At 72.8% G+C, this 21,911-nt stretch carries 20 protein-coding genes; 3 read left to right on the forward strand and 17 right to left on the reverse strand.

Annotated elements, in window-relative coordinates:
- Positions 1–78 precede the first annotated feature (78 nt).
- Positions 79–3,111, forward strand: coding sequence for an ATP-binding protein (locus tag P1K89_RS06035; RefSeq protein ID WP_284615476.1), 3,033 nt, complete (start codon positions 79–81; stop codon positions 3,109–3,111).
- 10 nt (positions 3,112–3,121) lie between these two features.
- Here the strand turns inward: P1K89_RS06035 and P1K89_RS06040 are convergent, their stop codons facing one another.
- The 17 genes from P1K89_RS06040 to P1K89_RS06120 all read right to left on the reverse strand — a co-directional run bounded on the left by P1K89_RS06040 (position 3,122) and on the right by P1K89_RS06120 (position 18,964).
- Positions 3,122–3,838: a hypothetical protein gene (locus P1K89_RS06040; RefSeq protein WP_284615477.1), complete on the reverse strand. Its 717-nt coding sequence runs from the start codon at positions 3,836–3,838 to the stop codon at positions 3,122–3,124.
- Complete coding sequence (locus P1K89_RS06045; protein ID WP_284615478.1) at positions 3,835–4,653, reverse strand: 2-keto-4-pentenoate hydratase; 819 nt, start codon at positions 4,651–4,653, stop codon at positions 3,835–3,837. Before P1K89_RS06045 ends, P1K89_RS06040 begins: the two co-directional genes overlap by 4 nt.
- Positions 4,650–5,450 (reverse strand): glutathione S-transferase family protein, encoded by an 801-nt coding sequence (locus P1K89_RS06050; protein WP_284615479.1) that lies wholly within the window; start codon positions 5,448–5,450, stop codon positions 4,650–4,652. Before P1K89_RS06050 ends, P1K89_RS06045 begins: the two co-directional genes overlap by 4 nt.
- 24 nt (positions 5,451–5,474) lie before the next feature.
- Positions 5,475–6,101: a LysE family translocator gene (locus P1K89_RS06055; RefSeq protein WP_284615480.1), complete on the reverse strand. Its 627-nt coding sequence runs from the start codon at positions 6,099–6,101 to the stop codon at positions 5,475–5,477.
- Positions 6,102–6,166: 65 nt separating this feature from the next.
- Entirely contained in the window at positions 6,167–6,970 is an 804-nt protein-coding gene (locus P1K89_RS06060; protein ID WP_284615481.1) for a class I SAM-dependent methyltransferase, read from the reverse strand.
- A 42-nt stretch (positions 6,971–7,012) separates the two neighbouring features.
- Entirely contained in the window at positions 7,013–8,080 is a 1,068-nt protein-coding gene (locus P1K89_RS06065; protein WP_284615482.1) for a formylglycine-generating enzyme family protein, read from the reverse strand.
- A 15-nt stretch (positions 8,081–8,095) separates the two neighbouring features.
- Positions 8,096–9,466, reverse strand: coding sequence for an amidase family protein (locus P1K89_RS06070; RefSeq protein WP_284615483.1), 1,371 nt, complete (start codon positions 9,464–9,466; stop codon positions 8,096–8,098).
- Positions 9,466–11,247, reverse strand: a complete 1,782-nt coding sequence (locus tag P1K89_RS06075; RefSeq protein ID WP_284615484.1) for a WD40 repeat domain-containing protein — start codon at positions 11,245–11,247, stop codon at positions 9,466–9,468. The genes P1K89_RS06070 and P1K89_RS06075 overlap by 1 nt, the downstream gene beginning before the upstream one ends.
- A 9-nt stretch (positions 11,248–11,256) precedes the next feature.
- The gene (gene ribA / locus P1K89_RS06080; RefSeq protein WP_284615485.1) at positions 11,257–11,913 is read right to left on the reverse strand and encodes a GTP cyclohydrolase II RibA; all 657 of its coding nucleotides are present in this window, start codon (positions 11,911–11,913) and stop codon (positions 11,257–11,259) included.
- Positions 11,903–12,517 carry an NADPH-dependent FMN reductase gene (locus tag P1K89_RS06085; RefSeq protein WP_284615486.1) on the reverse strand — a complete coding sequence of 205 codons (615 nt, stop codon included), beginning with the start codon at positions 12,515–12,517 and terminating at the stop codon, positions 11,903–11,905. The genes ribA and P1K89_RS06085 overlap by 11 nt, the downstream gene beginning before the upstream one ends.
- Before the next feature lie 32 nt (positions 12,518–12,549).
- A complete protein-coding gene (locus P1K89_RS06090) occupies positions 12,550–13,809 on the reverse strand; it encodes an MFS transporter (protein ID WP_284615487.1) in 1,260 nt (419 codons plus the stop codon).
- Between the two features lie 50 nt (positions 13,810–13,859).
- Positions 13,860–15,713, reverse strand: a complete 1,854-nt coding sequence (locus P1K89_RS06095) for a PQQ-binding-like beta-propeller repeat protein (protein ID WP_284615488.1) — start codon at positions 15,711–15,713, stop codon at positions 13,860–13,862.
- Positions 15,714–15,831: 118 nt separating this feature from the next.
- The gene (locus tag P1K89_RS06100) at positions 15,832–15,993 is read right to left on the reverse strand and encodes a hypothetical protein (RefSeq protein ID WP_284615489.1); all 162 of its coding nucleotides are present in this window, start codon (positions 15,991–15,993) and stop codon (positions 15,832–15,834) included.
- Between the two features lie 54 nt (positions 15,994–16,047).
- Entirely contained in the window at positions 16,048–16,881 is an 834-nt protein-coding gene (locus P1K89_RS06105) for a helix-turn-helix domain-containing protein (protein WP_284615490.1), read from the reverse strand.
- Positions 16,882–17,535: 654 nt separating this feature from the next.
- Entirely contained in the window at positions 17,536–17,835 is a 300-nt protein-coding gene (locus P1K89_RS06110) for an acylphosphatase (RefSeq protein ID WP_284615491.1), read from the reverse strand.
- A 12-nt stretch (positions 17,836–17,847) separates the two neighbouring features.
- Positions 17,848–18,528, reverse strand: coding sequence for an SDR family oxidoreductase (locus P1K89_RS06115; protein WP_284615492.1), 681 nt, complete (start codon positions 18,526–18,528; stop codon positions 17,848–17,850).
- Between the two features lie 49 nt (positions 18,529–18,577).
- On the reverse strand, positions 18,578–18,964 hold the full coding sequence (locus P1K89_RS06120; protein WP_284615493.1) for a hypothetical protein: 387 nt from the start codon (positions 18,962–18,964) through the stop codon (positions 18,578–18,580).
- A gap of 63 nt (positions 18,965–19,027) precedes the next feature.
- On the opposite strand from P1K89_RS06120, the gene P1K89_RS06125 reads away from it, so the two are divergent.
- Together P1K89_RS06125 and P1K89_RS06130 are read left to right on the forward strand one after the other, a co-directional pair.
- A complete protein-coding gene (locus P1K89_RS06125) occupies positions 19,028–20,689 on the forward strand; it encodes a type VI secretion system contractile sheath domain-containing protein (RefSeq protein ID WP_284615494.1) in 1,662 nt (553 codons plus the stop codon).
- Positions 20,686–21,906, forward strand: coding sequence for an anion transporter (locus P1K89_RS06130; protein WP_284615495.1), 1,221 nt, complete (start codon positions 20,686–20,688; stop codon positions 21,904–21,906). The genes P1K89_RS06125 and P1K89_RS06130 overlap by 4 nt, the downstream gene beginning before the upstream one ends.
- Positions 21,907–21,911: the final 5 nt, after the last annotated feature.

The raw sequence follows: 21,911 nt of genomic DNA on the forward strand, positions 1-21,911 counted from the left end.
AATCCGCCGCGTGCCGTTGAAGCGGCGCTGAAACCCGCCGTCGAAAGCATCGACGGCTTCGACGGGGCGCCCCGGCACGTGAGCTTTCCACCGCAACTGGGTTCGCTGTTCATCGAGGGGCACCACCGCCTGCGGCGGCTGGGCCTGGTGCTGTTCGCCGCCGCGCTGCTGCTGCTGGGCGCGGCCGCCGCCCATGCCGGCATCGCCGACGAGATCGAACGCGCCGTCTCGCACGACCCGCGCGCCACGGCCACCGAGGCGCAGGCCGCGCTCGCCGCCGCGCGTGCGAAGCAGGACCAGCGCGCGACGCTGCTGGCGCTGCGCCGGCTGGTGAAGGTGCGCGCCGACATTGACGAGACCACCGGCACGCGCGCGCTCATCAACGAGGCGCTGGCGCTGGCCGAGCAGCTGCAGGACAACGACGCGCATTCCGAGCTGCTGCTGGGCGACGCGATGATCTCGCACGTGCTCGGCGAAGGCGCGAACACCGACACGCGCTTCGCGCGCGCGGTGACGATGGCCGAGCAGCGGCAGCAGCCCTTCCACCTCGCACGCGCGCTGATCCAGCATGCGCGCTGGTACGAGGCGCAGGGCCGCAGCAGCGACGCGATGGCCCACCTGAACCGCGCCTACTCGATCGCCCAGGCGCAGGGCGACCGCTACGCGATGTCGCGCGCGCTCAACGGTGTCGCCGGCGTGCTGAGCCACGTCGACCGCCTGTCGCCGAGCAAGGCCAACGAGGCGATCGGGCGCTACCGCGCCGCGCTGGAGCTGATCGACCCCGAGGTCTACCGCACCTACGCCGTGCGCATGTGGCACAACCTGGCCGGGGTGCTGATGGGCCAGGGCGGCCCCGCCGAGGTGGACGAGGCGCGCAGCCTCGTCGAGCGCGCGCTGGCGATGGCCGAGCGGCTGGACTACGGCGACATCCAGAACTTCCTGCTGGCGCTGCTGGTCGAGGCCGAGCTGAAGGCCGGCCGCCCCGACGCCGCACTGGCCGCGCTGGCCCGCGCCAGCCAGCCGCGCACCGGCGCGGCGCTGCCGGCACCCTTGCCAGCGTCCTTGCGTTTCCGGCTGGCGGTGGCGCGCGCCGATGCGCTGTCGCGCCAGGGCCAGCGCGCCGCGAGCGCCGAGGCGCTGGACGCGGCCCGCAAGATCCTGGCCGCGCTGAGCTCGCCGCGCTGGGCCGCGCGCTACCACGAGATCGACGCGGCCGTCGCCGCGCGCCATGGCGACTACGAGAGCGCCTTCCGCGCGCTGGGCCGGCTGCGCGAGGCCGAGAAGGCGATGATCACCGCCAGCAACAACGCCGCGGTGACCGAGCTGCGCACGCGCTTCGACCTCGAGCGCAAGGAGTACGAGAACTCGCTGCTGCGCGCGCGCGAGGCCGAATCGGAAGCGCGCCGCGGGCTGCTGATCGCGCTGCTCGCCGCGAGCGTGCTGCTGTTCGGCGGCCTCGCGCTGTGGTGGCGCCAGCGCCTGAAGCGCCGGCTGCGCGCGGCCAACGCGCTGAAGGCCGCGGTGGTCGACCACGCGATGGAAGCCATCGTCACCGCCGATGCGAACGGCCGCATCGTCGAATTCAACCCGGCGGCCGAAGCGATGTTCGGCCAGCCCCGCGCGCATGTCGTCGGCCAGTCCGGCGAGCTGCTGCTGCCCGAAGGCGACCGGCCGCGCGGCCGCGCGCTGCTGGCGCAGCTGCAGCACGGCGGCGACGCCGCCGAGGCGCTGTACGGGCGGCGCTGGCCGCTGCGCGGGCGGCGCGCCGACGGCAGCGAGTTCCCGGTCGAGGCGGTGCTGTGGCGCGCGGAGGTCGACGGTGTCGTGCACTACACCGCCAGCGTGCGCGACGTCACCGAGCAGCACCGCAGCGCCGAGACCATCGAGCGCCAGCGCAACGAGCTGCGCCAGAGCGAGAAGCTGACGACGATGGGCAGCCTGCTGGCCGGCGTCGCGCACGAGCTGAACAACCCGCTGGCGGTGGTGATGGGGCGCGCGTCGCTGCTGGAGGAGATGTGCGCGCAGCTGCCGCAGGGCGGCCCGCTGCAGGTCGAGGCCCAGCGCGTGCGCGAGGCCGCGCTGCGCTGCAGCCGCATCGTGCGCACCTTCCTGAACATGGCGCGCCAGCGCAGCGCCCCGCGCGGCGAGGTGCAGCTCAACGACGTGGTGCAGGGCGCCGCCGAGATGCTGGGCTATGTGCTGCGCACGCATGCGATCCGCGTCGAGCTGACGCTGGCGCCGGACCTGCCCGCGGTGTGGGGCGACGGCGACCAGCTCGGCCAGGTGGTGCTGAACCTGTTCGTCAATGCGCAGCAGGCGATGTCCGGCAGCGCCGACGGCGCACGCCGGCTGCGCATCGAGACCGGCCACGACGCTGGGTCGGGCGAGGCCGGCCGCCGCATCTGGCTGCGCGTCGCCGACACCGGCCCCGGCGTGCCCCCCGAGGTGGCCGAGCGCATCTTCATGCCCTTCTTCACCACCAAGGGCGAAGGCATGGGCACCGGCATGGGCCTGGCGGTGTCGCGCGCGATCGCGCACGAGCACGGCGGCGACCTCGAGCTGGAGCCGAGCGCGCAAGGCGCGTCCTTCCTGTTCTGGCTGCCGCTCGAGGCGACGATCCCGCCGCGCACGGCCGCGCCGCTGCCGCAGCCCGCGGCCGAAGCGCCCGACGGCGCGCGCGTGCTGGTGGTCGACGACGAGCCCGAGCTCGCCGACGTGATGCGCGCGATGCTCGAATCCGCCGGCTTCGACGTCACCACCGCCGAGTCCGGCGAAGTGGCGATCGAGATGCTGCAGCTCGGCCGCTTCGACGCCATCGTCAGCGACCTGCGCATGCCCGACACCGACGGCGCCGCGCTGTGGCGCGCGGTGAAGGCGCACCAGCCCGCGCTGGCCGAGCGCATGCTGTTCGTCACCGGCGACACGCTGAGCCTGGACGCCAGCCGCCTGCTCGCCGAGACCGGCTGCCAGGCGCTGGAGAAGCCGTTTTCGGGGGCGGAGCTGGTGGCGAAGGTGCGGGCGCTGCTGGGGCGCTGGACCCGTCAGGAAGCGGACGAGTTCGAACGCGCTACAGCCCCATTCAGGCAGATCGATCCGGAGCTGTGGAAGTAGACGACGCGCCTCAGCGATCGAGCAGGCGCCGCGCGGCAACCACGCCGCGCCGTTTCGACACGCGGATCTCGTCGTAACCGATCGACTGAGCGGCCGTCGGTGACGCCGCGACGACCCAGTGCTCATGCTCGCGGTCGAGCACCTGCACGGTCGCATCGCCCTGCAGCGTTCTGCGGCTCAGCACGAACGCCCGCGCCAGGCAGGCGGCACCCACCGCGGTGGCTGCGTCCGGCGCGCAGCCTGCCGGCAGCTCGGTCAGCGAAACCCTGAGTGCCGACGCGTCGGCCGGTACGCGATGAGGTCGCCGATCCGCGTCGGACGAGCAGACCACACGGCCGCCATGGCCGACGAGTCCGCAGCCGGTCGTCGACGTGCGCTCGTATCGCTCATGCACGGAGCGCAACTGCTCACCCTCGAACTCGATGCGCACGTTATCGTCGTAGCGCGAGCGCGACCCAACCGGCAGGCCGAGCGCGACGCCGGACATCGTCGAGCGCACGGGCGACCCGGCCAGGCCCGCATGCTGGAAGCTGTAGAACCAGGTCTCGTTGCCACCCTGCTGCTCGCGCCGCGCCGGCGGACCGAGGCTGCGCTCCACATCCGCCTTGCTCTCGAGATTGATGTCGATCTGCTCGTAATCAGCCGAGGACACCATCAGCCCGACACAGCCCGGCAGCAGCCCGATGAGCGCCAGCCAGCCCGCCCGCGCGAGGCCGCTCGGCTTCACGCGAACACCACCTCGATCCCGTCGATCGCCACGCCGTGCAGCGCGGTCGACCAGCGCTCGCCCGGCGCGATCGGCAGCGCACGGGTCAGCGTGCCGGTGGTGACCATCTCCCCGGCTTCGAGCGGCGGCTGCGCCGGGTCGGCTGCGAGCACCTCGACCAGGTGGCGCAGCGCGAAGAGCGGACCGTCGAGCACGTTGGCCGCATGGCCGTGGTCGGCCGGCTGGCCGTTGCGCAGCAGGTCGATCTGGAACGACGACAGGCTCGCCAGCCAGCCTGCCCGATCGGCGTCGATCACCGAGCGGCGCGGCCCCAGCAGCAGCGCGCCGTGCAGGCCGAAGGCGGCCACCGTGTCCGCCGCGGCGAATTTCCACGCCGGAAAGATCGACTGCACGATCTCGAAGCCGTGCGCGATCCAGTCGATGCAGCCGAGCACGGCCGCAGCGTCCATGCCCGGTTCCGGCGCGCGGGCCAGGCCGAAGACGATCTCCGGCTCGATGCGCGGCTCGGCCAGGCCCTCCAGTGCGAAGCGGCCACCGAGCGTGGCGAGCTCGTGCACGGTGGACGCGTACATCGTGCCCCAGATCGGCGCGTAAACGCCGTACTCGTCCCAGATCGTGCGGTTGGTGAAGCCGATCTTGCGGCCGACCGGCAGTTCGCCGCGCGCGAGGCGGGTGGCGCGCACCTGTGCCGCGGCGTCGTAGGCGGTGGCGAGGTCCAGGCCGTCGCCGCGCGACGAGAACGGCGCGATCTGGCGCTCGCCGTCGCGGGCGGCGAGCGCTTCGGCGGCGATCGCCGCGGCGGACGGTCGGGTCATGGGGTGGAGCCGGTGGACGCCATCGGCGCCGGAATCGACGGCCCCGGCCACAGCACCCGATCCTCACGGATCTCGTTGAAGAACCAGTCGTGGAAACCACGTGCCAGCATCCATTCGATGCGGTCGCCGCGCCAGAAGATCCTGCGCCGCTCGACGTCCTGCGCGCCGACCGTGGCCAGGAAGTCGCGGGCGCGCTGCAGGTCGGCGCGGCACACCGGCAGCGCGCGCAGGCGGCGGAACCAGGCACTGAGCTGCGGATACGCGTCGGCGCTCCATTCGGCGTCCATCGCGCGTGCGCTGGCCAGGTGCGGGAACAGCGCGAAGTCGGCGATCGACGGCGCGTCGCCGCTGACGAAGTCGCGCGCGGCAAGGTCGCGCTCCAGCGCGTCGTACACCGGCTTCAGGTCCGCGCAGGCGGCTTCCTGCAACCCGGCCGGCATCGCGTCGTCGCGCTCGGCCCACTTCCAGTACGAGACGTTGATCAGGATCGGGTCGATGAAGCTGTCGGCCGTGCGCTCCCAGGCGCGGGCATGCACGCGCGCCGCGGGCGACGCCGGCAGCACCGGGTTCGCCGGGTAGCGGTGGTCGAGGTAGGCGACGATGTCCGACGAGTTGACCACCACCACGCCGTCGTCGACCAGCGTCGGCACCTCGATGCGGCCGTTGACCGCCTGCAGCGCGGCGTGGTTGGTCTTCAGCAAGCCATCGAGGGCCTCGAAGGCCAGGCCCTTGTGCTCCAGCACCAGGCGCACCTTGCGCGCGAACGGGCTGAAGGCGCTGTCGTAGAGCGTGATCATCGGCGGTTCTCCCGGGTTCGTTGTTCAGTCGCGCCGCTCGAATGCCAGCTTCACGCCCAGCCCCAGCAGCACCGCGCCGCTCGTGCGGTACAGCCCGGTGAGCACGCGCGGCCGCGCGCGCAGCCAGCCGGACAAGAGGCCCGCCGCCAGGCCCACCGGGCCCTTGACCAGGAAGGTCAGCGCCGCGAAGGCGAGGCCGAGCGCGAAGACGGTGGCGGTGGGGTGCGCCGCGCCGGGCGCGACGAACTGCGGCAGGAAGGCGAAGTAGAAGACGGCGATCTTCGGGTTCGAGACGTTCGACAGCGCACCGTCGGCGAACAGCCGCAGCAGCGAGCGCGGCGCGCCGGCCGCGGCCACCAGCTCGTGCCCGCGGCTGCGCAGCAATTGCACGCCGAGCCAGACCAGGTAGGCCGCGCCGATCAGCTTCAGCGCGATGAACAGCCATTCGGACGTGCGCAGGATCGCGCCGAGGCCGAGCGTCGCGAGCACCGTGTGGCCGACCAGGCCGACGCTGACGCCGGCCGCCGTGGCGACGCCGGCGCCCGGCCCCTGCGCGACCGAGCGCGACATCACGAGGATCATGTCCTGGCCTGGCGTGACGATCAGGACCAGCGACGCGACGATGAAGAGCAGCCAGGTGGCTTCGAGCATGGGCGGCCTCGGCGAGCGGACAAGGCCCGCCAGCATAGCCGCAGCCGCGCGCGTTGGCCCGCGCTTCAGACCCTCGCCGCGACCTGGATCAGCGTGAAGGTGGTGCCCCAGGCATCGGGTCGGGCGATCTCGTCCTCGGCGCGCGCGATCAGCGCGTCGAGCTCGGCCGCCGGCAGCAGCGCCTGCAGCCGCGGCTTCAGCGCGGTCGCGAACTGCACCGGCAGCCGCAGGTACGGATGCCCCGGCTCCAGCGCGAGCACCTGCGCGCGCACGCGCGGCTGCAGGCCGATCGAGCGCAGCCATGTCGGCAGCGCACGGCCGGCATTGAAGTCGCCGCCGGAGGCGCGGAAGCCCTGCTCGATCAGCGCGATCAGCGCCATCGCCGCCGGCGCGTCCGGATGCACGCGCCACGACGCCAGGTCGGGGTCTTCCAGCACCAGCCAGCCGCCCGGCCGCAGCCAGCGGCGGAAGGCCGCCAGCTGCGCCTCGGCGCGGCCGAGCGGCGCGATCTGGAAGCGTGCGTGCACGAGGTCGAACGACGCTTCGGGCAGCGCGCTGGCGAAGAGGTCGTCGCGCGCCAGCGTCACGTTGGCCAGGGCCTCGTCCTGCACGAATTGGCGCGCGCCGGCGAGCATCTTGTCGTCGACATCGGTGCCCAGCACCTGGCCCTCGGCACCGACCCATTCGCTCAGCACGCGCAGCCAGCCCATCACGCCGCAGCCGACCTCGAGTGCCTTCGCCCCCGCGGGCGCGGGCAGCTCGGCCAGCAGGCTGCGGCCGGCGGGCTCCCAGACGCGCGACTGCAGCTGCAGCCGCTGCAGCTCGGACGCCTGGCCGGCGAGCAGGTAACCGGACTCGGAAGAACTCATGGCCTCTCCTTCAGGGAACGCTGCATTCTGGGGTGCCGCCGCTCAGGCGGGCATCGGGTCCTCCGCCAGCCGGAAGCCGGCGACGTAGACGCGGGTCGTGCGGTGGATGCCATGCCGGCGCTTGCAGCGGGCCAGGTCGCGGAAGCGCGCGAAGCTGCCGCCGCGCGCGACGCGGTAGCGGCCGTTGATCTGCACCAGGTGGTCGTCGACGAACTGGCCGCCGGGATAAGGCGCATAGTCAGTGGCCACCAGCTCCTCGACGTTGCCGGACAGGTCCTGCGCACCGCAGCGTGCGGCGCCGCGCGGGAACATGCCAACCGGCGAGGTGCTCAGCAATCCGCATTCGACGGTATTGCAGCGGTCCGGATCGAAATGGTCGCCCCACGGGTACTCGCGCTGCGCCGGGCCGCCGGCGGCGAGCTCCCACTCGGCTTCGCTCGGCAGCCGGAAGCGCCGGCCGGTGGCGCCGGACAGCCACGCGCAATAGGCCTCGGCGCTGGCGGCGTCGACCGAGTGCACCGGGTGGTTCGCGCGTTCCAGCGGGTAGCGGCCGAGCTCCCAGCTGGTGGGCAGCACCGGGTGGCCGGTGGCCAGCAGGAAGGCGCGGTACTCGTGGTTGGTGACGGGATAGCGGCCGATGCGGAAGGCGGCGATGTGCGCCCGGTAGGCGGGGCACTCCTTGGCGATCCAGGCGCGGTCGAGCCCGAGTCCGGCCAGCGAGGCCATCACCGCGTCGACCCGCTCCGGCGCAAGGCCCAGCGTGAACTCGCCGCCGGCGACGTCCACCATCGGCGGCGCCAGCGGCTTCAGGCGCGGATCACCCGCCAGCGCCAGCAGCTGGCCGGCGAGCCAGCGCTCGGCGATCGGCGCATCGGCATCGGCCAGGCGCTCCAGCCAGTCGGCCTCGTCGCCGCGCAGCAGGCGCCGCATCAGCGCCGGCTGCGGCGTCGAGAGACGCGACGGCACGTGGTAGGCCGGCAGGCCGAGCAGTTCACTTTCACTCAAGGTGAGCGGCAGTTCGGCCGGCAGGGTCGGCCAGAAGAAGTGGCCGTGGCCGGTTGACGAGGTCGGCGCGGGAAGGTCGGTGGGCGCGGGCATGGCAACGGTCATGGGGGCACTCCTGGGCTATACCTGGGCATACCGCAACAGCGATTCGACGAAGAGCGCCGCTTCGAACAGCCGCGCATCGTGGCCGCCGGGCGCGGCCAGCATCACGCCCACCGGGGCCTCCTCGCGGGCCTGGCAGGGCAGCGAGATCGCGCAGCCGCCGACCAGCGTGATCGCGACCGTGTTGCGCAGCAAGCGCTGGTTGATGCGCTGCGCCTCGGGGCCGTCGCCGTCGGCCTCGGCGATCGTCGGCGCGGTGATCGGCACCGTCGGCGCCAGCAGCACGTCGACGCCGCGCAGCTCGCGCGCGAAGCGGCGCACGATCGCCGCGCGCTGGCGCTTCAGCTGCGCGAGGCGCTGGTCGTCGGTGCGTGCGCCCAGCAGGATGCGCTGGCGCACCAGCGCATCGACGCAGTGGATCGCACCGCCGGCGGCCCCGTGCGCGCGCCAGGCCTCGGCCGCGGTGATGCCGCCGTCGGCGCACAGCGCGGCCAGCTCGCCGAAGACCGGCAGCGGCAGGCGCTGCACCGACGCGCCGGCGCGGCCGAGCAACATCAGCACACGCTCGAAGGCCGCGGCCACCGGCGCCGCGAGCTGCTCGGTGAACAGGCTCTCGGCCACCGCGAAGCGGAACGTGCGCGGCGCGCGGTCGCGCCGGATGCGCAACGGCCGGCCGGCGACCACGCCGTCGACGCGCCAGCAGTCGTCGACGCAATGCGCGAGGCTGCCGATGGTGTCGCTGGCCGGGGACAGCGGAAACAGGCCGGCGCTCGGCACGCGGCCCAGCGACGGGCGGAAGCCGACCAGCCCGCACAGCGCGGCCGGCACCCGCAGCGAGCCGCCGGTGTCGGTGCCGAGCGCGACGTGCGCCATGCGGTCGCTGACCGACACCGCGCCGCCGGAGGTCGAACCGCCCGGGATGCGCGCTTCGGCACGACGCCAGGGGTTGCGCGGCGGCTGCCAGGCCGGGTGCGTGCCGGTGACCGAATACGCGAACTCGGACATCGACGTGCGGCCGACGAGGATCGCGCCGGCGCTGCGCAGGCGTTCGACGGCCACCGCGTCGCGCGTGGCCGGCGCCGCGGCGGCTCGCGTCGGCGAACCGGCGCGCGTGACCTGCCCGGCGATGTCGAAGTTGTCCTTCACGCTGACGATCACGCGGTCGAGCGGCGTGCGCAGCGTGCGCCCCCCGCCCTGCTGCAGCTGTGCGGCCCGGGTGCGCGCGGCGTCGGCATCGTGCTGCACGAAGACCCGCGCGCCTTCGCCCCGCGGCTCGGCGGTGTTGGCCAGCGCGATGTCCACCGCGTCGCCCGCGCGCAGCCAGCCGCCGCCGAGCGCCGCGTGGTATTCGGCGATCGGCCCCAGCGGGTCGAGCGTGGGACCCCGCATCACGCCAGCGTCTCCGCGGGCCGAGGCATCGGCACCGTGCGCGGCGCCGGGATGCGGTGCGTCGCGCCGTCGTACGAGCTGGCGATGAACCCCTCGCCCTCCGGATCGGCGACGATGCTCGAGATCCCGAAGGTCGACGGCCGCAGCGTCGGCAGCCATCGGTCCTCGATGCGGTCGTAGAGCGCCACCAGGCCGCGGTAGCCGGCGGTGGCGAGGGTGCGGCCGGAGGTCGACACCGCGATGCAGCGGATCGAATGCCGGTGCGGCGTGTTCAGGCAGCGCTGCTGCAGGTCGCGCCGCCACAGCCGCAGCTTGAAGTCGCGGCCGACGCTGGCGAAGCCGTCGGCGGTGGCGACGCAGCCGTTCGCGATGGCGCTGTGGCCGGCCGGCACGCGCTGCTGCAGGCGGCCGTCGGCCGCGTCGCTCAGGGCGACCGCGCCGTCGGCGCAGCAGGAGAAGACACGACCGTGCGCCACGGCGACCCCCTTGATGGCGTTCTCGTGCGTGCGGACGTTGTCGATCAGTACCAGCATGCCTTCCCGCTGCGCGAAGTACAGCAGCTCGCCGGTGTAGGTGCCGACGACCAGCCGCGCTTCGCCGTCCTGCCGGTAGGCGGCCGCGCAGTTCAGCGGCGACGCGTGGCGGTGCAGCGGCCGTGCGCTGCGCGCGTCGAACAGCATGCCGGTCTGGCCGCCGGCATACAGCGTGTCGAAGCCCGGAACGAGGAAGTTGCACAGGCTGCCGAGATCGGCGACCGCGATGCCGTCGCGGCGCAGCACGCCGGCATCGCCGATGTCCCAGATGCTGCCGGCCGCGGCGCAGACCGCATTGAGGCTGCGGTCGCGGCGGATCGGGTCGAGCTGCCACTGGCCCGAGACCAGGTCGACGCTGGCGTAGGTCGAGCCGAAGGTGCCGAAGACCGCCTCGTGCTCGCCGGCCAGCGCGCAGCTGCGCGGCCAGACGATGCCGGGAATACAGATGCGCGCGACTTCGGCCAGGCGCTGGCCGTGCTCGATCTGCCAGACCGAGAAGCTGCCGTCGTAGCTCAGGCACAGCACCCGCTGGCGTTCGGCATCGGCCTTCAGGAACTTGATGCCGGCGGCGTGCGCGCACTGGCGTTGCAGCACGCCCTTCTCGCCGACGAGGTAGATCGTGCCGGTGTCGTCGCCGCAGACGAGGCGCCCATCGCCCATCACCGCCAGCGCATCGCTCTGCGCGCCGCCGAGCTGCACACGCTCGATCTCGACCGCGCTGTCGGGGCACCAGCGGCGCACGGTGCCGTCGTCGCTGCTGGAGACGAGCGATCGGCCTGCGTCGTCCCACGCCAGGGCCAGCACGTCGCCGTGGTGGCCGAGCATCATCGCCAGCGGCTGGCCGGTCATCGCGTCCCAGGTGCGCACGGTGTGGTCGTGCGACGAGGTGGCGATCCGCTTGCCATCGGGCGAGAACACGGCGGTGTCGACGTCGTCGGCATGGCCGCTCATCACGGCCGTCAGCTGCATCGCCGGCACCGACCAGATGCGCGCGGTGTGGTCGCTGCTGGCGCTGACCAGGCGCTGGCCGTCGGGCGAGAAGGCGACGCTGTTGACGAGGTGGTCGTGCAGGCCCATCGCGACGGCCTGGCGCGTCGCGCGGTCCCACAGGATCACGCGGTTGTCGTAGCCGGCGGTGGCGATGTGCGTCGCGCTGCAGGCGATGCCGGCGATGGGGCCGAAGTGGGCCAGGCTGCCTGCGGCAGCGTGCTCCAGGCTGCCGGCGGCAGCCGTGTCGATGGTCTTCATGGACGCTCCTTACAGGCGATGGCCCTGCTTGCGCTTGGCATGCAGGTAGCGGTGGTTGTGCGGGTTCTCGTGGCGGCGGGTCGGCAGCACGGCGTCGACCTCGATGCCGTGGCGCTCCAGCCCCGCGGCCTTGTCGGGGTTGTTGGTCAACAGGCGCACGCGCTCGACCTGCAGCGCCTGCAGCATCTGCGCGGCGATGCCGTAGTCGCGGTGGTCGTCGCGGTAGCCGAGCGCCCGGTTGGCCTCGAAGGTGTCCAGGCCCTGCTCGCTCTGCAGCTGGTAGGCGCGCAGCTTGGCCACCAGGCCGATGCCGCGGCCTTCCTGGCGCAGGTACAGCAGGTAGCCGCCCTGCTCGCCGAACATCGCGACGCTTTCCTGCAGCTGCGGCCCGCAGTCGCAGCGCAGCGACGCGAAGACGTCGCCGGTCAGGCATTCGGAGTGGATGCGCACCAGCGGCACGCCGCCGGGCTCGACCGACGGGCCCGGAAAGCGCACCGCGACATGGTCCGGCGCCGGGCCGTTGCCGTGGCCGTGGCCGTGCGCGGCCTGCGCGCCGTGCAGGTCGAAGCTGTAGAAGCGGCCGTGGGCGCCGCCGGCGAGCGGGATCTCGGCGCTGGCCTTGATGGCCGGCGCGGCGCGGACCGGAGAGGGCAGGTCAATGACCATAGGGGTAGGCCTTCAGGGCGCGCGCGAGCGTCGGCCGCACCGGGGCCAGCGCGCGCGCATAGGTGATCAACTGGCCGAGCGAGGTCTTCACGCGCAGCTCGAGCCGCTGGTGGTCGGCGGTCTTGTCGCCGGGAAACGCCGGGAACTGCTGTTCCACGTTGCGCACGATCAGGTGGTCGGGAATGAAGACGAGGTGCGCGTTCTTCGTGCACGACGCGCGCAGCTCGGCGATCGGGTACGAGCCGCCGATGCCGGCCGACACCGCGATCAGCAGCACCGGCTTGTGCGCGACCTCGCCGTTGGTCAGCGCGAGCAGCGCGGCCTTCAGCGCCGGCGGCGCCATGCCGCCCCACTCGGGCACCACGATGACCAGCGCGTCGGCCCATTCGGCGGCTTCGCGCAGCGCGCCCAGCGCCTGCGTCTCGTGCTCGGCCGCGTCGTCCTCCCACTTCGGCAGGTCGAGCTGGGCGATGTCCAGCAGCTGCGACATCGCGCCGGGCTGCTCGTCGACGAAGCGCTGCATCACCTGCGCGATGCGCAGCGATTCGGAAGCCGGCCGCGGACTGCCGGCGAGGATCAGGAGACGGGTGTCGGGGGACTGCACGGTGGGCTCCTTCGGGGTTCGATCAGGCGCACTCAGGGACGGCCGGGGCGGAAGGCCGCAGGGAAGAGACCGAGGTAGGCGGCGCGCTGGCCCGCTTCGCCGGCCATCAGCAGCGCACGCAGGTGCGGCGCGGCAGGAATTGCGAGCAAGGGCACCAGCGACAGGCCGGCGAAGCCGGCCAGCAGCCACGCCGGTTCGCTGCGCTGCGCCAGCCAGCCGGCGCCGACGTTGCCCGCCGGCACCAGCAGCGACGAGACGAAAGCGGCGTTGGCGACGATGCGCGTGCGCCAGGCCTCCGGCGTGGCGCCCAGGCGCAGCGCCGACAGGTTGGTGCCGACCAGCACCAGCGCGAAGCCGATGGCCGCGGTGGCCGGCACCAGCAGCGCCACCTGCAGCGGCGCCAGCGCCATCAGCGCGAACGCGGCGGGCAGCATCACCAGGCCGGCAAGCACGGTGCGCCAGGCGCCGAAGCGGGCATTGAGCGGCTTGACCGCGAACAGCGCGGCGACCGCGACGCCGACGCCGAGCGCCGCGTCGACGACACCGGCGACCCAGGCGCCCTGCCCCAGCAGCGCGAGCTGCGGCACGACGATGGCGACGAAGCACGCGACCGCCGCGGTCAGGAAAGCCGACCCGATCGCGACGGCCAGCTCGGTGCGGATGCGGCACAGGCTGCGCAGGCCGTCGAGCGTGTCGCGCCACCACGCGCCGAACGACAGCGTGCCGGCGGGCGACGTCGCCGAGGCCTGCGGCAGGGTCGCACCGGCGCACAGCAGCGCACCGGCGATCAGCGCCGCCACCGCGAGCATGCAGGTGGCGCTCGCGCCCAGCCAGGCGGTGAGTCCGCCGCCGACGGCCGGGCCGAGGATGCGCGAGGCGGTGCCCAGCGCACGGCGGATGCGCACGCCGTCGGTGAGGCTGGCGTCGCCGACCAGCCGCGGCAGCGCGGCGTCGGCCACGGGGTCCCGCGCCGCGTCGAGGAACTGCGCGGGGATCAGCAGCGCGGCGAGCAGCACCGCATCGAAGGGCCCGCGCGCCACCACCGCCAGCAGCGCGATGCAGGCGATCTGCAGCAGGAAGGTGACCTGCACGACGCGGCCGCCGAAGCGGTCGCCCAGCGGCGCGGCCAGCGGGCCGATCAGCAGGTCGAAGCCGGTCGCCAGCGCCAGGATCGCGGCCAGCTGCAGCGGCTCGCGCGTGCTTTCCAGGCACCACCACGCGCCGGCGAAGGACGCCAGGCGCAGCGCGAAGTAGCCGAGCACGATGCCGGACTGGAAGGCGTAGAAGGGCATCGGCAACGCGCCGCCTGCCGCGCCGCGATGCGCCGATGCGGTGTCCGCGTTCACAGGGCGCCTTGCGCGTCGCGCGCCAGGTAGACCGTCTTCAGCAGCGCCGGATCGATGGCGTCGCCGATGCGGTAGACCGACAGGAACTCGCGGCCGCCCATCAGCAGGAAGGCCTCGTCGGGGGCATCGCCGGGCAGCACCGCGAGGCCCTTCGGGAACGAATCGGGGCTGAACTGCACGCTCTTCAGCTCGGCGCTCTCGGTGTCGAAGGACAGCAGCTGCTGGCCGTAGGTAACGAGGTAGGTGCGGCTGCCGAAGGTGATGCCGTTCTCGACGGTGTTCATCACCCACTCGCGGTACTGCGTGCCCCATTGCACGCTGCGCGTATCGAGCAGGCGCGCGCCGAAGGCGCCGTTGCCGACCATCAGCATGCGGCCGGGCGACAGCGCGCGCAGCCGCTTCGGATTGCCCTCCAGCTCGAGGCGCCCGAGCTCCGCCCAGCTGTCGGCATCGAGCACGCGCACCGCGCCCAAGCCGCCGAGCGAACGTTCGCCGATCACCAGGCGCGTGCCGTCGGCGTCCAGCGCCAGGCACCACACCGGGCGCTCGCAGCCCAGGCGGCGCAGCAGCGCGCCGCGGCGCAGGTCGATCTCGCTCAGGTGGCCGTCCTCGCTGGCGACGATCACGCTGTCGCCGTCGGGGCCGACCACGATGTCGCGCAGGATGCCGCCGATCGCTTGCGTCCATTCGACGCGGCCATCACGATCGCTGCGGAAGACCGCCCCCGAGGTGCTGATGCCGACCAGCGCGCCGTCGTTCATCGTCAGCACGCGGCGCACGCGGCCGAAGCCGAGGTCCGGACTCTTGTGCAGCGCCAGCGCGACGTCGCCGCGCTGGCCCGGCTGCACGCCGATCGACAGCAGCGAGCCGGACTCCAGGCCGGCGCAGAAGCCCTGCCCGGCCATCGGGTCGATGCCCCACACCGCGTCGGTGCCGAAGGCCTGCGCCTTGATCGCGCCGGTGTCGGCATCGAGGGCGTAGAGCTCGCCCGATTCGAGCGTCGCGTACAGCGTGCGCTCAGGGCCTACGCGCACGTGGTTGACCTGGAACTTGAACGGGCCGAAACGGCCGGCCAGACGCGGCGTCGCCTCGCGGTTGTCGACGCGGTAGATGTAGTGGTCGAAGCAGGCGATGTAGGCGGTGCCGCCGCAGCCGCTGAAGGCGATCTGCTCGACGTCGTCGCGGGTGAACTGGAAGCGGTGCTGCACTGCGCCGTCGAGGCCGACGATCAGCACACCGCCATGGTTGTCGGTGCTGCACCACAGGCGGTCCCAGCGCGCGTCGTGCACCAGCGAATGGCTGGTGCCCAGCGGCGTCTCGGCGGCGTGCAGCACCTGCAGCCGCTGGTCCTCGCTGCCGGCCTGCCAGATGCCGCCGATCGTGTCGGCCGCGTAGATGCGGCCGTTGCGGTCGAAGCAGGCCGAGTCCAGCATCACGTTGTCTTCCGGGCACAGGGAGCGCTCGAAGGCCAGCGTGCCGACGCGCCAGGCCTGCAGTTCGCCGAAGGGGTTGGCGCACCAGATGCGCTCGCCGTCGAACGCCATCGCCTGCGACGGGTTGGGCGCGGCGGTCTCGCCGGCGAATTCCAGCGTGTACTGGCCGGTGGACACCATGCCGCGCGGCTGCAGCGTCGCGGCATCCCATTGCATCAGGTTGCCGAGGATGTCGCGGGTGAAGACGCGCCCGTCGCCGACAGCGATCGCGCTGATGCAGGCGCCGTGCTTCAGGGCCGGCGAGGTCTGCAGCAATTCGAGCCCGAGGCTCAGCTTTCGGACCAATCCACGATCGTCCGCGGCATAGACGAATGACGCGGATTCGTCGACAAACAGGTTCGTGATGCGAACGTCCATGGATTGGCTCGAAAGGGTCGAATGAAGGGAATGGCGGAATGCCGGTGGCGGTATTCCGAAGGGAGGGAAGGCGCCGGCCGCAACCGCGATGACGGCGGCCGGCGCCTTCAGGTCACGATCAGATCGACTTCGGCGGACGGATCGTGGGCGCCTTGGTCTTGGCCAGGTTCTTCAGGGTGTCGAACTTCATGGTGCTTTCTCTTTCGGGGTTGAACGCGACGACGTTGCCGCCTCGCAGTTGTAGGTGCCGAGGGAGAAAAGCCCGGTCCGATTTCTTCAAACGGTGCGATTGAAGCCGCGATGAAACAATGCAAACCGCGGCCGGTGACGCAGGTCACAGATTGGCGGCGAGCAGCGCGGCCAGCGGCGCGAGCGCCGGCCATTGGCGCTCGAAGGCGCGCCGCAGTGCCGCGGGCGCATGGCCCGCGGCATCGCGCAATTCGCGCGACAGATGCGCGTGATCCGAAAAGCCGCAGGCTTCGGCCAGCTCCGGCAGCGGCGTGCCGCCCGGCGCGTGCAGGCCCCTGAGCGCGGTCTGCGCGCGGGCGATGCGCTGGTACGTCTTCGGCGGCACGCCGAACAATTCGCCGAAGCAGCGCTGCAGCTGCCGCGTGCTGAGCTGCAAACGCTCTCCGAGCTCGGCCACCGGCCGGCGCGCGATCTCGGGGCCGAGCGCGAGCAGCGCGTCGGCCCACGCGGGCAGCGCGGTGCGGCGATCCAGCCGATTGAGCAGATAGGCTTCGAGCGCCCCGACACGCTCCTGCACGCTTCTCGCGTGGCGGGCGCGGTGCATCAGCACCTGCAGCGCCAGCGACGGGATCGCGGCGCGGGCGTCGAGCACGCAGCCGGCCATGTCTGCGGGCGGCAGGCCCAGCAGCTCGCCGGCCCGCCCGGCGCGCAGCAGCACGCTGGTGCTCTGCGGCAGGGACACGTATTTCAGTCGGTAGGGTTTCGGCTGCAGGCCGAGCAGCGTGCACTCGGCGAAGTCACGGCCGTGGTCGGGGGCTTCGATGCGGCCCTCGTGCAGCAGCGCGAGCACGCTGATCGTGTGCGCGGGGAACTGCGCCTCGGGCGGTGTCTGCTTCGCCGCCGCTTCATCGCGCACGACGTAGCACAGCACGTGCTCGCGCAACGCCGCACAGGGGTCGACGAGATGGAGCGCGGGCATCTTGGTGCGTACGTCGGGGACGGGGCGGCACCAGTCTGCGGCGGGGCTGTATCAGCGAAGCTTCCCGGGGGGCTTGATCCGTTTCAAATGTGTCCCGTGACGTTTGCGGGCTTGCGGGCTTGCGAAGACGGAGCGGTCGGGCGACTCGGGGCGCGGGCCCGGCGGGACGGCTCCGGCGGTCGACCCTGGGGGGCCGACTCCCCTGCGGTCCTCGGTCGAGGAGGCCGCCGTCATCTCCGCGCTTCGCGCTGCGCACAGCGCCGGCGAGTCAGAACGCTGCCCCCTCGCCCTGCGGTCCTCGGCGCCTGCGACGACCCGCCGGGCCCGCGCCCCGAGCCGCCCTCTGGTGGGATGTCGGTGCATGCGGCCGCACGCCACCGTGTCTCGCAAAGGCGTGGGCGGGCAGGCGGCGTCGCGCGTTGGAGGCGCCGGCCTGCGGCGGTTCGGAGGGCGGCGCGCGAAGCGCGCTTCAACAACTGACTCGCCGGCGCTGTGCGCAGCGCGCCAGCGCGGAGCTAAATGGACGGCGCGCCCTCCGGACCGTCGCAGGCCGGGGAGTCGGCCCCCCAGGGGCCGACCGCCGGAATCGCGCGACGCCGCCTGCCCGCCCGCGCCTTTGTCGCTCCGCTCTTCGCAAGCAACAACACGCGATGCCTACAGCGTCGGCCAGCGCTCGAAGTCATCGAAGCGCGGAAACGGCGGCTCGACCACGGTCACCTGCTGGTCATCGACCAGCGCCGCCGGCATGTCCTCGCGCATCCAGTCGCACATCGCCTGCAGCTGCGCGCGCGGCCCCTGCAAGGTCGCCTCGACCGAGTCGTCCATGCGGTTGCGCACCCAGCCGGTGATGCCGAGCGAGCGCGCATGGCGCACGCAGGCCTCGCGATAGCCCACGCCCTGCACGCGGCCGCGCACGCGGACGAGCCAGCACTGGAGATCGTCGCTGCTTGCCATCGCCCTGCTCCTTCAGGCCACCCAGCCGCCGCACACCGGAAACACCTGCCCGACGAAACACGCGGCCGCGTCACTTGCGAGGTAGGCGGCGAACAGCGCGTCCTCGTCGCCGCTGACCAGCCGGCCCAGCGGGACCTCGCGCTTCAGGCGTTCCTGGAACGCCGGGTTGGCCTGGACCTCGGGCGGGAAGTACATCGGGTTGTCGACGAAGTTCTGCGCGATGGCATTGCAGTTGATGCCCTCGCGCGCCAGCTCGGTGCCGGCCGCGCGCACCCAGGCCAGCTGCGCGCCGCGCGCGGCGCTGTAGGTCGAGGTGCGCTTCATGCCGCGCAGCGGCGCGGCGCTGCCGATCACGACGATGCGGCCGGCTTTCCTCGCGCGCATCTGCGGCAGCACCGCGCGCGCCAGCCGCGGCAGCGGGTCGACGAGGTGCGCGAAGGCCAGGCGCCATTCGTCGTCGGTCACTTCTGCCACCGGCGTCGTCGGCGCGGGCCACGCGAGGTGGGCGATCAGCACGTCGATGTCGCCGGCCGCGGCCACCGCCGCCTGCGCCGCCGACGGATCGTCGAGCGGGCGCTGGTCGGCGATCACCGTCGCGCCGAGCGCAGCGAATACGCGGCCGAGGGCCGGGCCCATGAAATCGCTGCTCTGCGTGATCAGCACACGGCGGCCCGTCAGGTCGATCAGGTTCATGTTGCCATCTCCTTCATTCGGCACTTGATTGGGCGCTTGATCCGGCACCTCACTCCGCCACCACGAAGCGCAGCAGCGCGAAGCTGAGCGCGAAGACATAACCGCAGGCGAAGCGATCGATGCCGTAGCGGGGCACGCCGCGCTGGCTGCGCCAGTAGCCGATCGCGGCCACCGCGGCGCCGGCGGCCACCGGGCCGAGCACGAGGTAGCCGATCTGCGCTGCCTTGCCGCGGATCAGGTAGTCGGGAAACAGCCACAGGCTGATGCCGCCGGCGATCAGGCCGAACAGGATGTAGCCGGGGATGATCAGCCACAGGCTGTGCGCCTTCGGCAGCTTGTCCGGGTTGCGCACCGCGTGCACGCCGGCCTGTGCGAGCGATTCGAAGATCACCTGCAGCAGCAGCTCGCCGAAGATCTCGAAGAGGACTTCCAGCATGGGGTGGTTTGTACCGCGTCGCCAGGGCTAGGATCACACGATCCGACGAGGGGAGTCTTTGCGATGAGCCACAGCTTCAACTTCGGCCGCTTCTCGGCCAGCGGTGCGGCGCCGCAGCGGCGCGGCGGCGGGCGCTTCCGCATCGCCTTGCTGGGCGATTTCTCCGGCCGCGCGCACCGCGGCGAGCTGCGGCGCGGCGCGGCGCTGGCGCAGGCCAGGCCGCTGAAGCTCGACGTCGATACGCTCGACCGCCTGCTCGCCGGCTTCGGTGCCGTGCTGCGGCTGCCGATGGACAGCGTCGGCGACGTGGTGGAGCTGAAGCCGCGCTCGCTCGACGACCTCCACCCGGATGCGCTGTACGACAGCCTGCCGATCTTCAGCCGCCTCGTGAGCCTGCGCCAGCGGCTGGCGCAGCCATCGACCTTCGCCGCCGCGGCGGCCGAGGTGCGCCAGTGGGACGACGTGGCCGCCGCCGAGCTGGCCGCCGCCGCCGCGGCCGAGGTGAACCAGCCCGCGCGCGGCGATGCGCTGGCGGTCGACGCGACCTTCGGCGACTTCTCGCGCCTGCTCGGCCGCGCCTCGGCCCCGGCGCCGGCCCCCGGGCCGCTGGACGAGATGCTCAAGCGCATCGTCGCGCCGCACCTGAAGCAGGCCGCGTCGCCCGATGCGCCGGCGCTGACCGCGGCGGTCGACCGCGCGCTGTCGCAGGCGATGCGACGCGTGCTGCACCACCCCGACTTCCAGTGCCTGGAGGCCGCGTGGCGCACGCTGGACTTCGCGGCGCGGCGCATCGAGACCGACGAGGCGGTGCAGCTCGTCGCCTACGACCTCAGCGCCGAGGAGCTCGCCGCCGACCTGTCCAGCACCGACCAGCTGCAGGACACGGCGCTGTACAAGCTGCTGGTCGAGCAGCCGTCGCTCGATGCGCACCAGGGCGCGCTCTCCACGCTGATCGGCTGTTATGGATTCGAGCTGACGCCGCCGCAGGCCGAGCTGCTGGGCCGCGTCGCGCAGATCGCCGCCGCGGCGCGCGCGCCGTTCTTCGCCGGCGTGGGCCGCGGCTGCATCGACGATGTCGAGGCCGGCCCGGTTCATCCGCGCATCACCGAAGCCGTCGGCCTGCTGCGTGCGCTGCCGGCGGCGCGCTTCCTGTCGCTGATCACGCCGCGGCTGCTGCTGCGCGCGCCCTACGGCAAGCGCTCCGATCCGGTCTCGCGCTTCAACTTCGAGGAATTCGACCCGGCCGCCGGCCTCGACCAGCTGCTGTGGGGCCCGCCGTCGCTGGCCGCCGCGGTGCTGCTGGCGCAGCATGTCGCCGAGCACGGCGCGCAGCAGCCGCCGCTGGCGCAGTACGGGCTCGACGACCTGCCCTACTTCTATCACTACGACGCCGACGGCGAGGCCACCGCGGTGCCCTGCACCGAGCGGCTGCTGACCGAGCGCCACGTCGCCGCGCTGCAGGGCATCGGCGTCGTGCCGCTGCTGGCACACAAGGGCCAGCCGGAGGTGCGCCTGGCCGGCTTCCAGTCGCTGGCCGGCGGCGCGCTGGCCGGCCCCTGGGGTGGCGACGCGGTGCTGAACACCGCCGCGCCGGCCGCGGCGGCCGTGGCCGAGGGCAGCGCCGACGCGGAGCTCGATGCACTGCTCGACGCGATGGGCGAACGCCGGCGCGCGCGCGGCGGCATGGACTTCAGCGTGCTGCTGTCGGACCTGCGCAAGTCGTGACCGAGGCCATCGTCGCGATCTTCGCGATCGTCTACCTCGGCATGATCCTCGGCGGGCTGCCGTTCCTGCAGCTCGACCGCACCGGCATCGCGCTGCTCGGCGCGATCGCGCTGATCGGCATCGACGCTTTGAGCCTGGAGGAGGCCGCGCGCGCGATCCACCTGCCGACGGTGATCCTGCTGTTCGCCTTCATGGTGGTCTCGGCGCAGATGCGCCTGGGCGGCTTCTACGACCGGGTGACGCGCCGCCTCGGCGAGCTGCCGCTGAGCCCGCCGCTGCTGCTGGGTGCGCTGATCGGCGTGGTCGCGGCGCTGTCGGCGGTGTTCAGCAACGACATCGTCTGCCTCGCCGTCGCGCCGGTGCTGATCGACGCCTGCCGCCGCCGCGGGCTGAACCCGCTGCCCTTCCTGCTGGCACTGGCCTGCGCGGCCAACATCGGCTCGGCGGCCACCCTGATCGGCAACCCGCAGAACATGCTGATCGGCGAAGCGCTGAAGCTGCCGTTCGCCGGCTACCTGCGCGACGCGGCGCTGCCGGTGGGGCTGGGATTGCTCTGCACCTGGGCGCTGATCGGCTTCGCATCGCGCGGGGCGCTGGGCGCGCCGCCGGTGGTCAGCGTCGACGCCGCGCCGGAAGCGGATGCGCTGGATCGCTGGCAGACGATCAAGGGCCTCGGCGTGGCCGTGGTGATCGTCGGCTGCTTCCTGTTCACCTCGCTGCCGCGCGAGGTGGTGGCGCTGACCGGTGCCGGCGTGCTGCTGATGAGCCGCAAGCTGCACTCGCGCCAGATGCTCGGGCTGATCGACTGGGAGCTGCTGGTGCTGTTCATGGGCCTGTTCGTCGTCAACCATGCGCTGCAGAAGACCGGGCTGCCGGCGCAGGCGATGGCGGCGATGGCGGCGGCCGGCGTGCCCCTGCAGCAGCCGGGGCCGCTGTTCGCGGCGACCTTCGTGCTGTCGAACCTGGTGTCCAACGTGCCGGCGGTGATGCTGCTGCTGCCTGGCGCCGAGCATCCGCTGGCCGGCGCGACGCTGGCGCTGGTCAGCACGCTGGCCGGCAACCTGCTGATCGTCGGCAGCATCGCGAACATCATCGTCGTCGACGCGGCCGCGCAGCGCGGCGTGGCGATCGACTGGCGCACGCATGCGCGCATCGGCATCCCGGTGACGCTGGCGACGCTGGCGATCACGGGGGCGTATCTGGCTTTGCGCAGCTGAAGCCT

The organism is Aquabacterium humicola, from assembly GCF_030167915.1.
Classification (GTDB): domain Bacteria; phylum Pseudomonadota; class Gammaproteobacteria; order Burkholderiales; family Burkholderiaceae_C; genus Pseudaquabacterium; species Pseudaquabacterium humicola.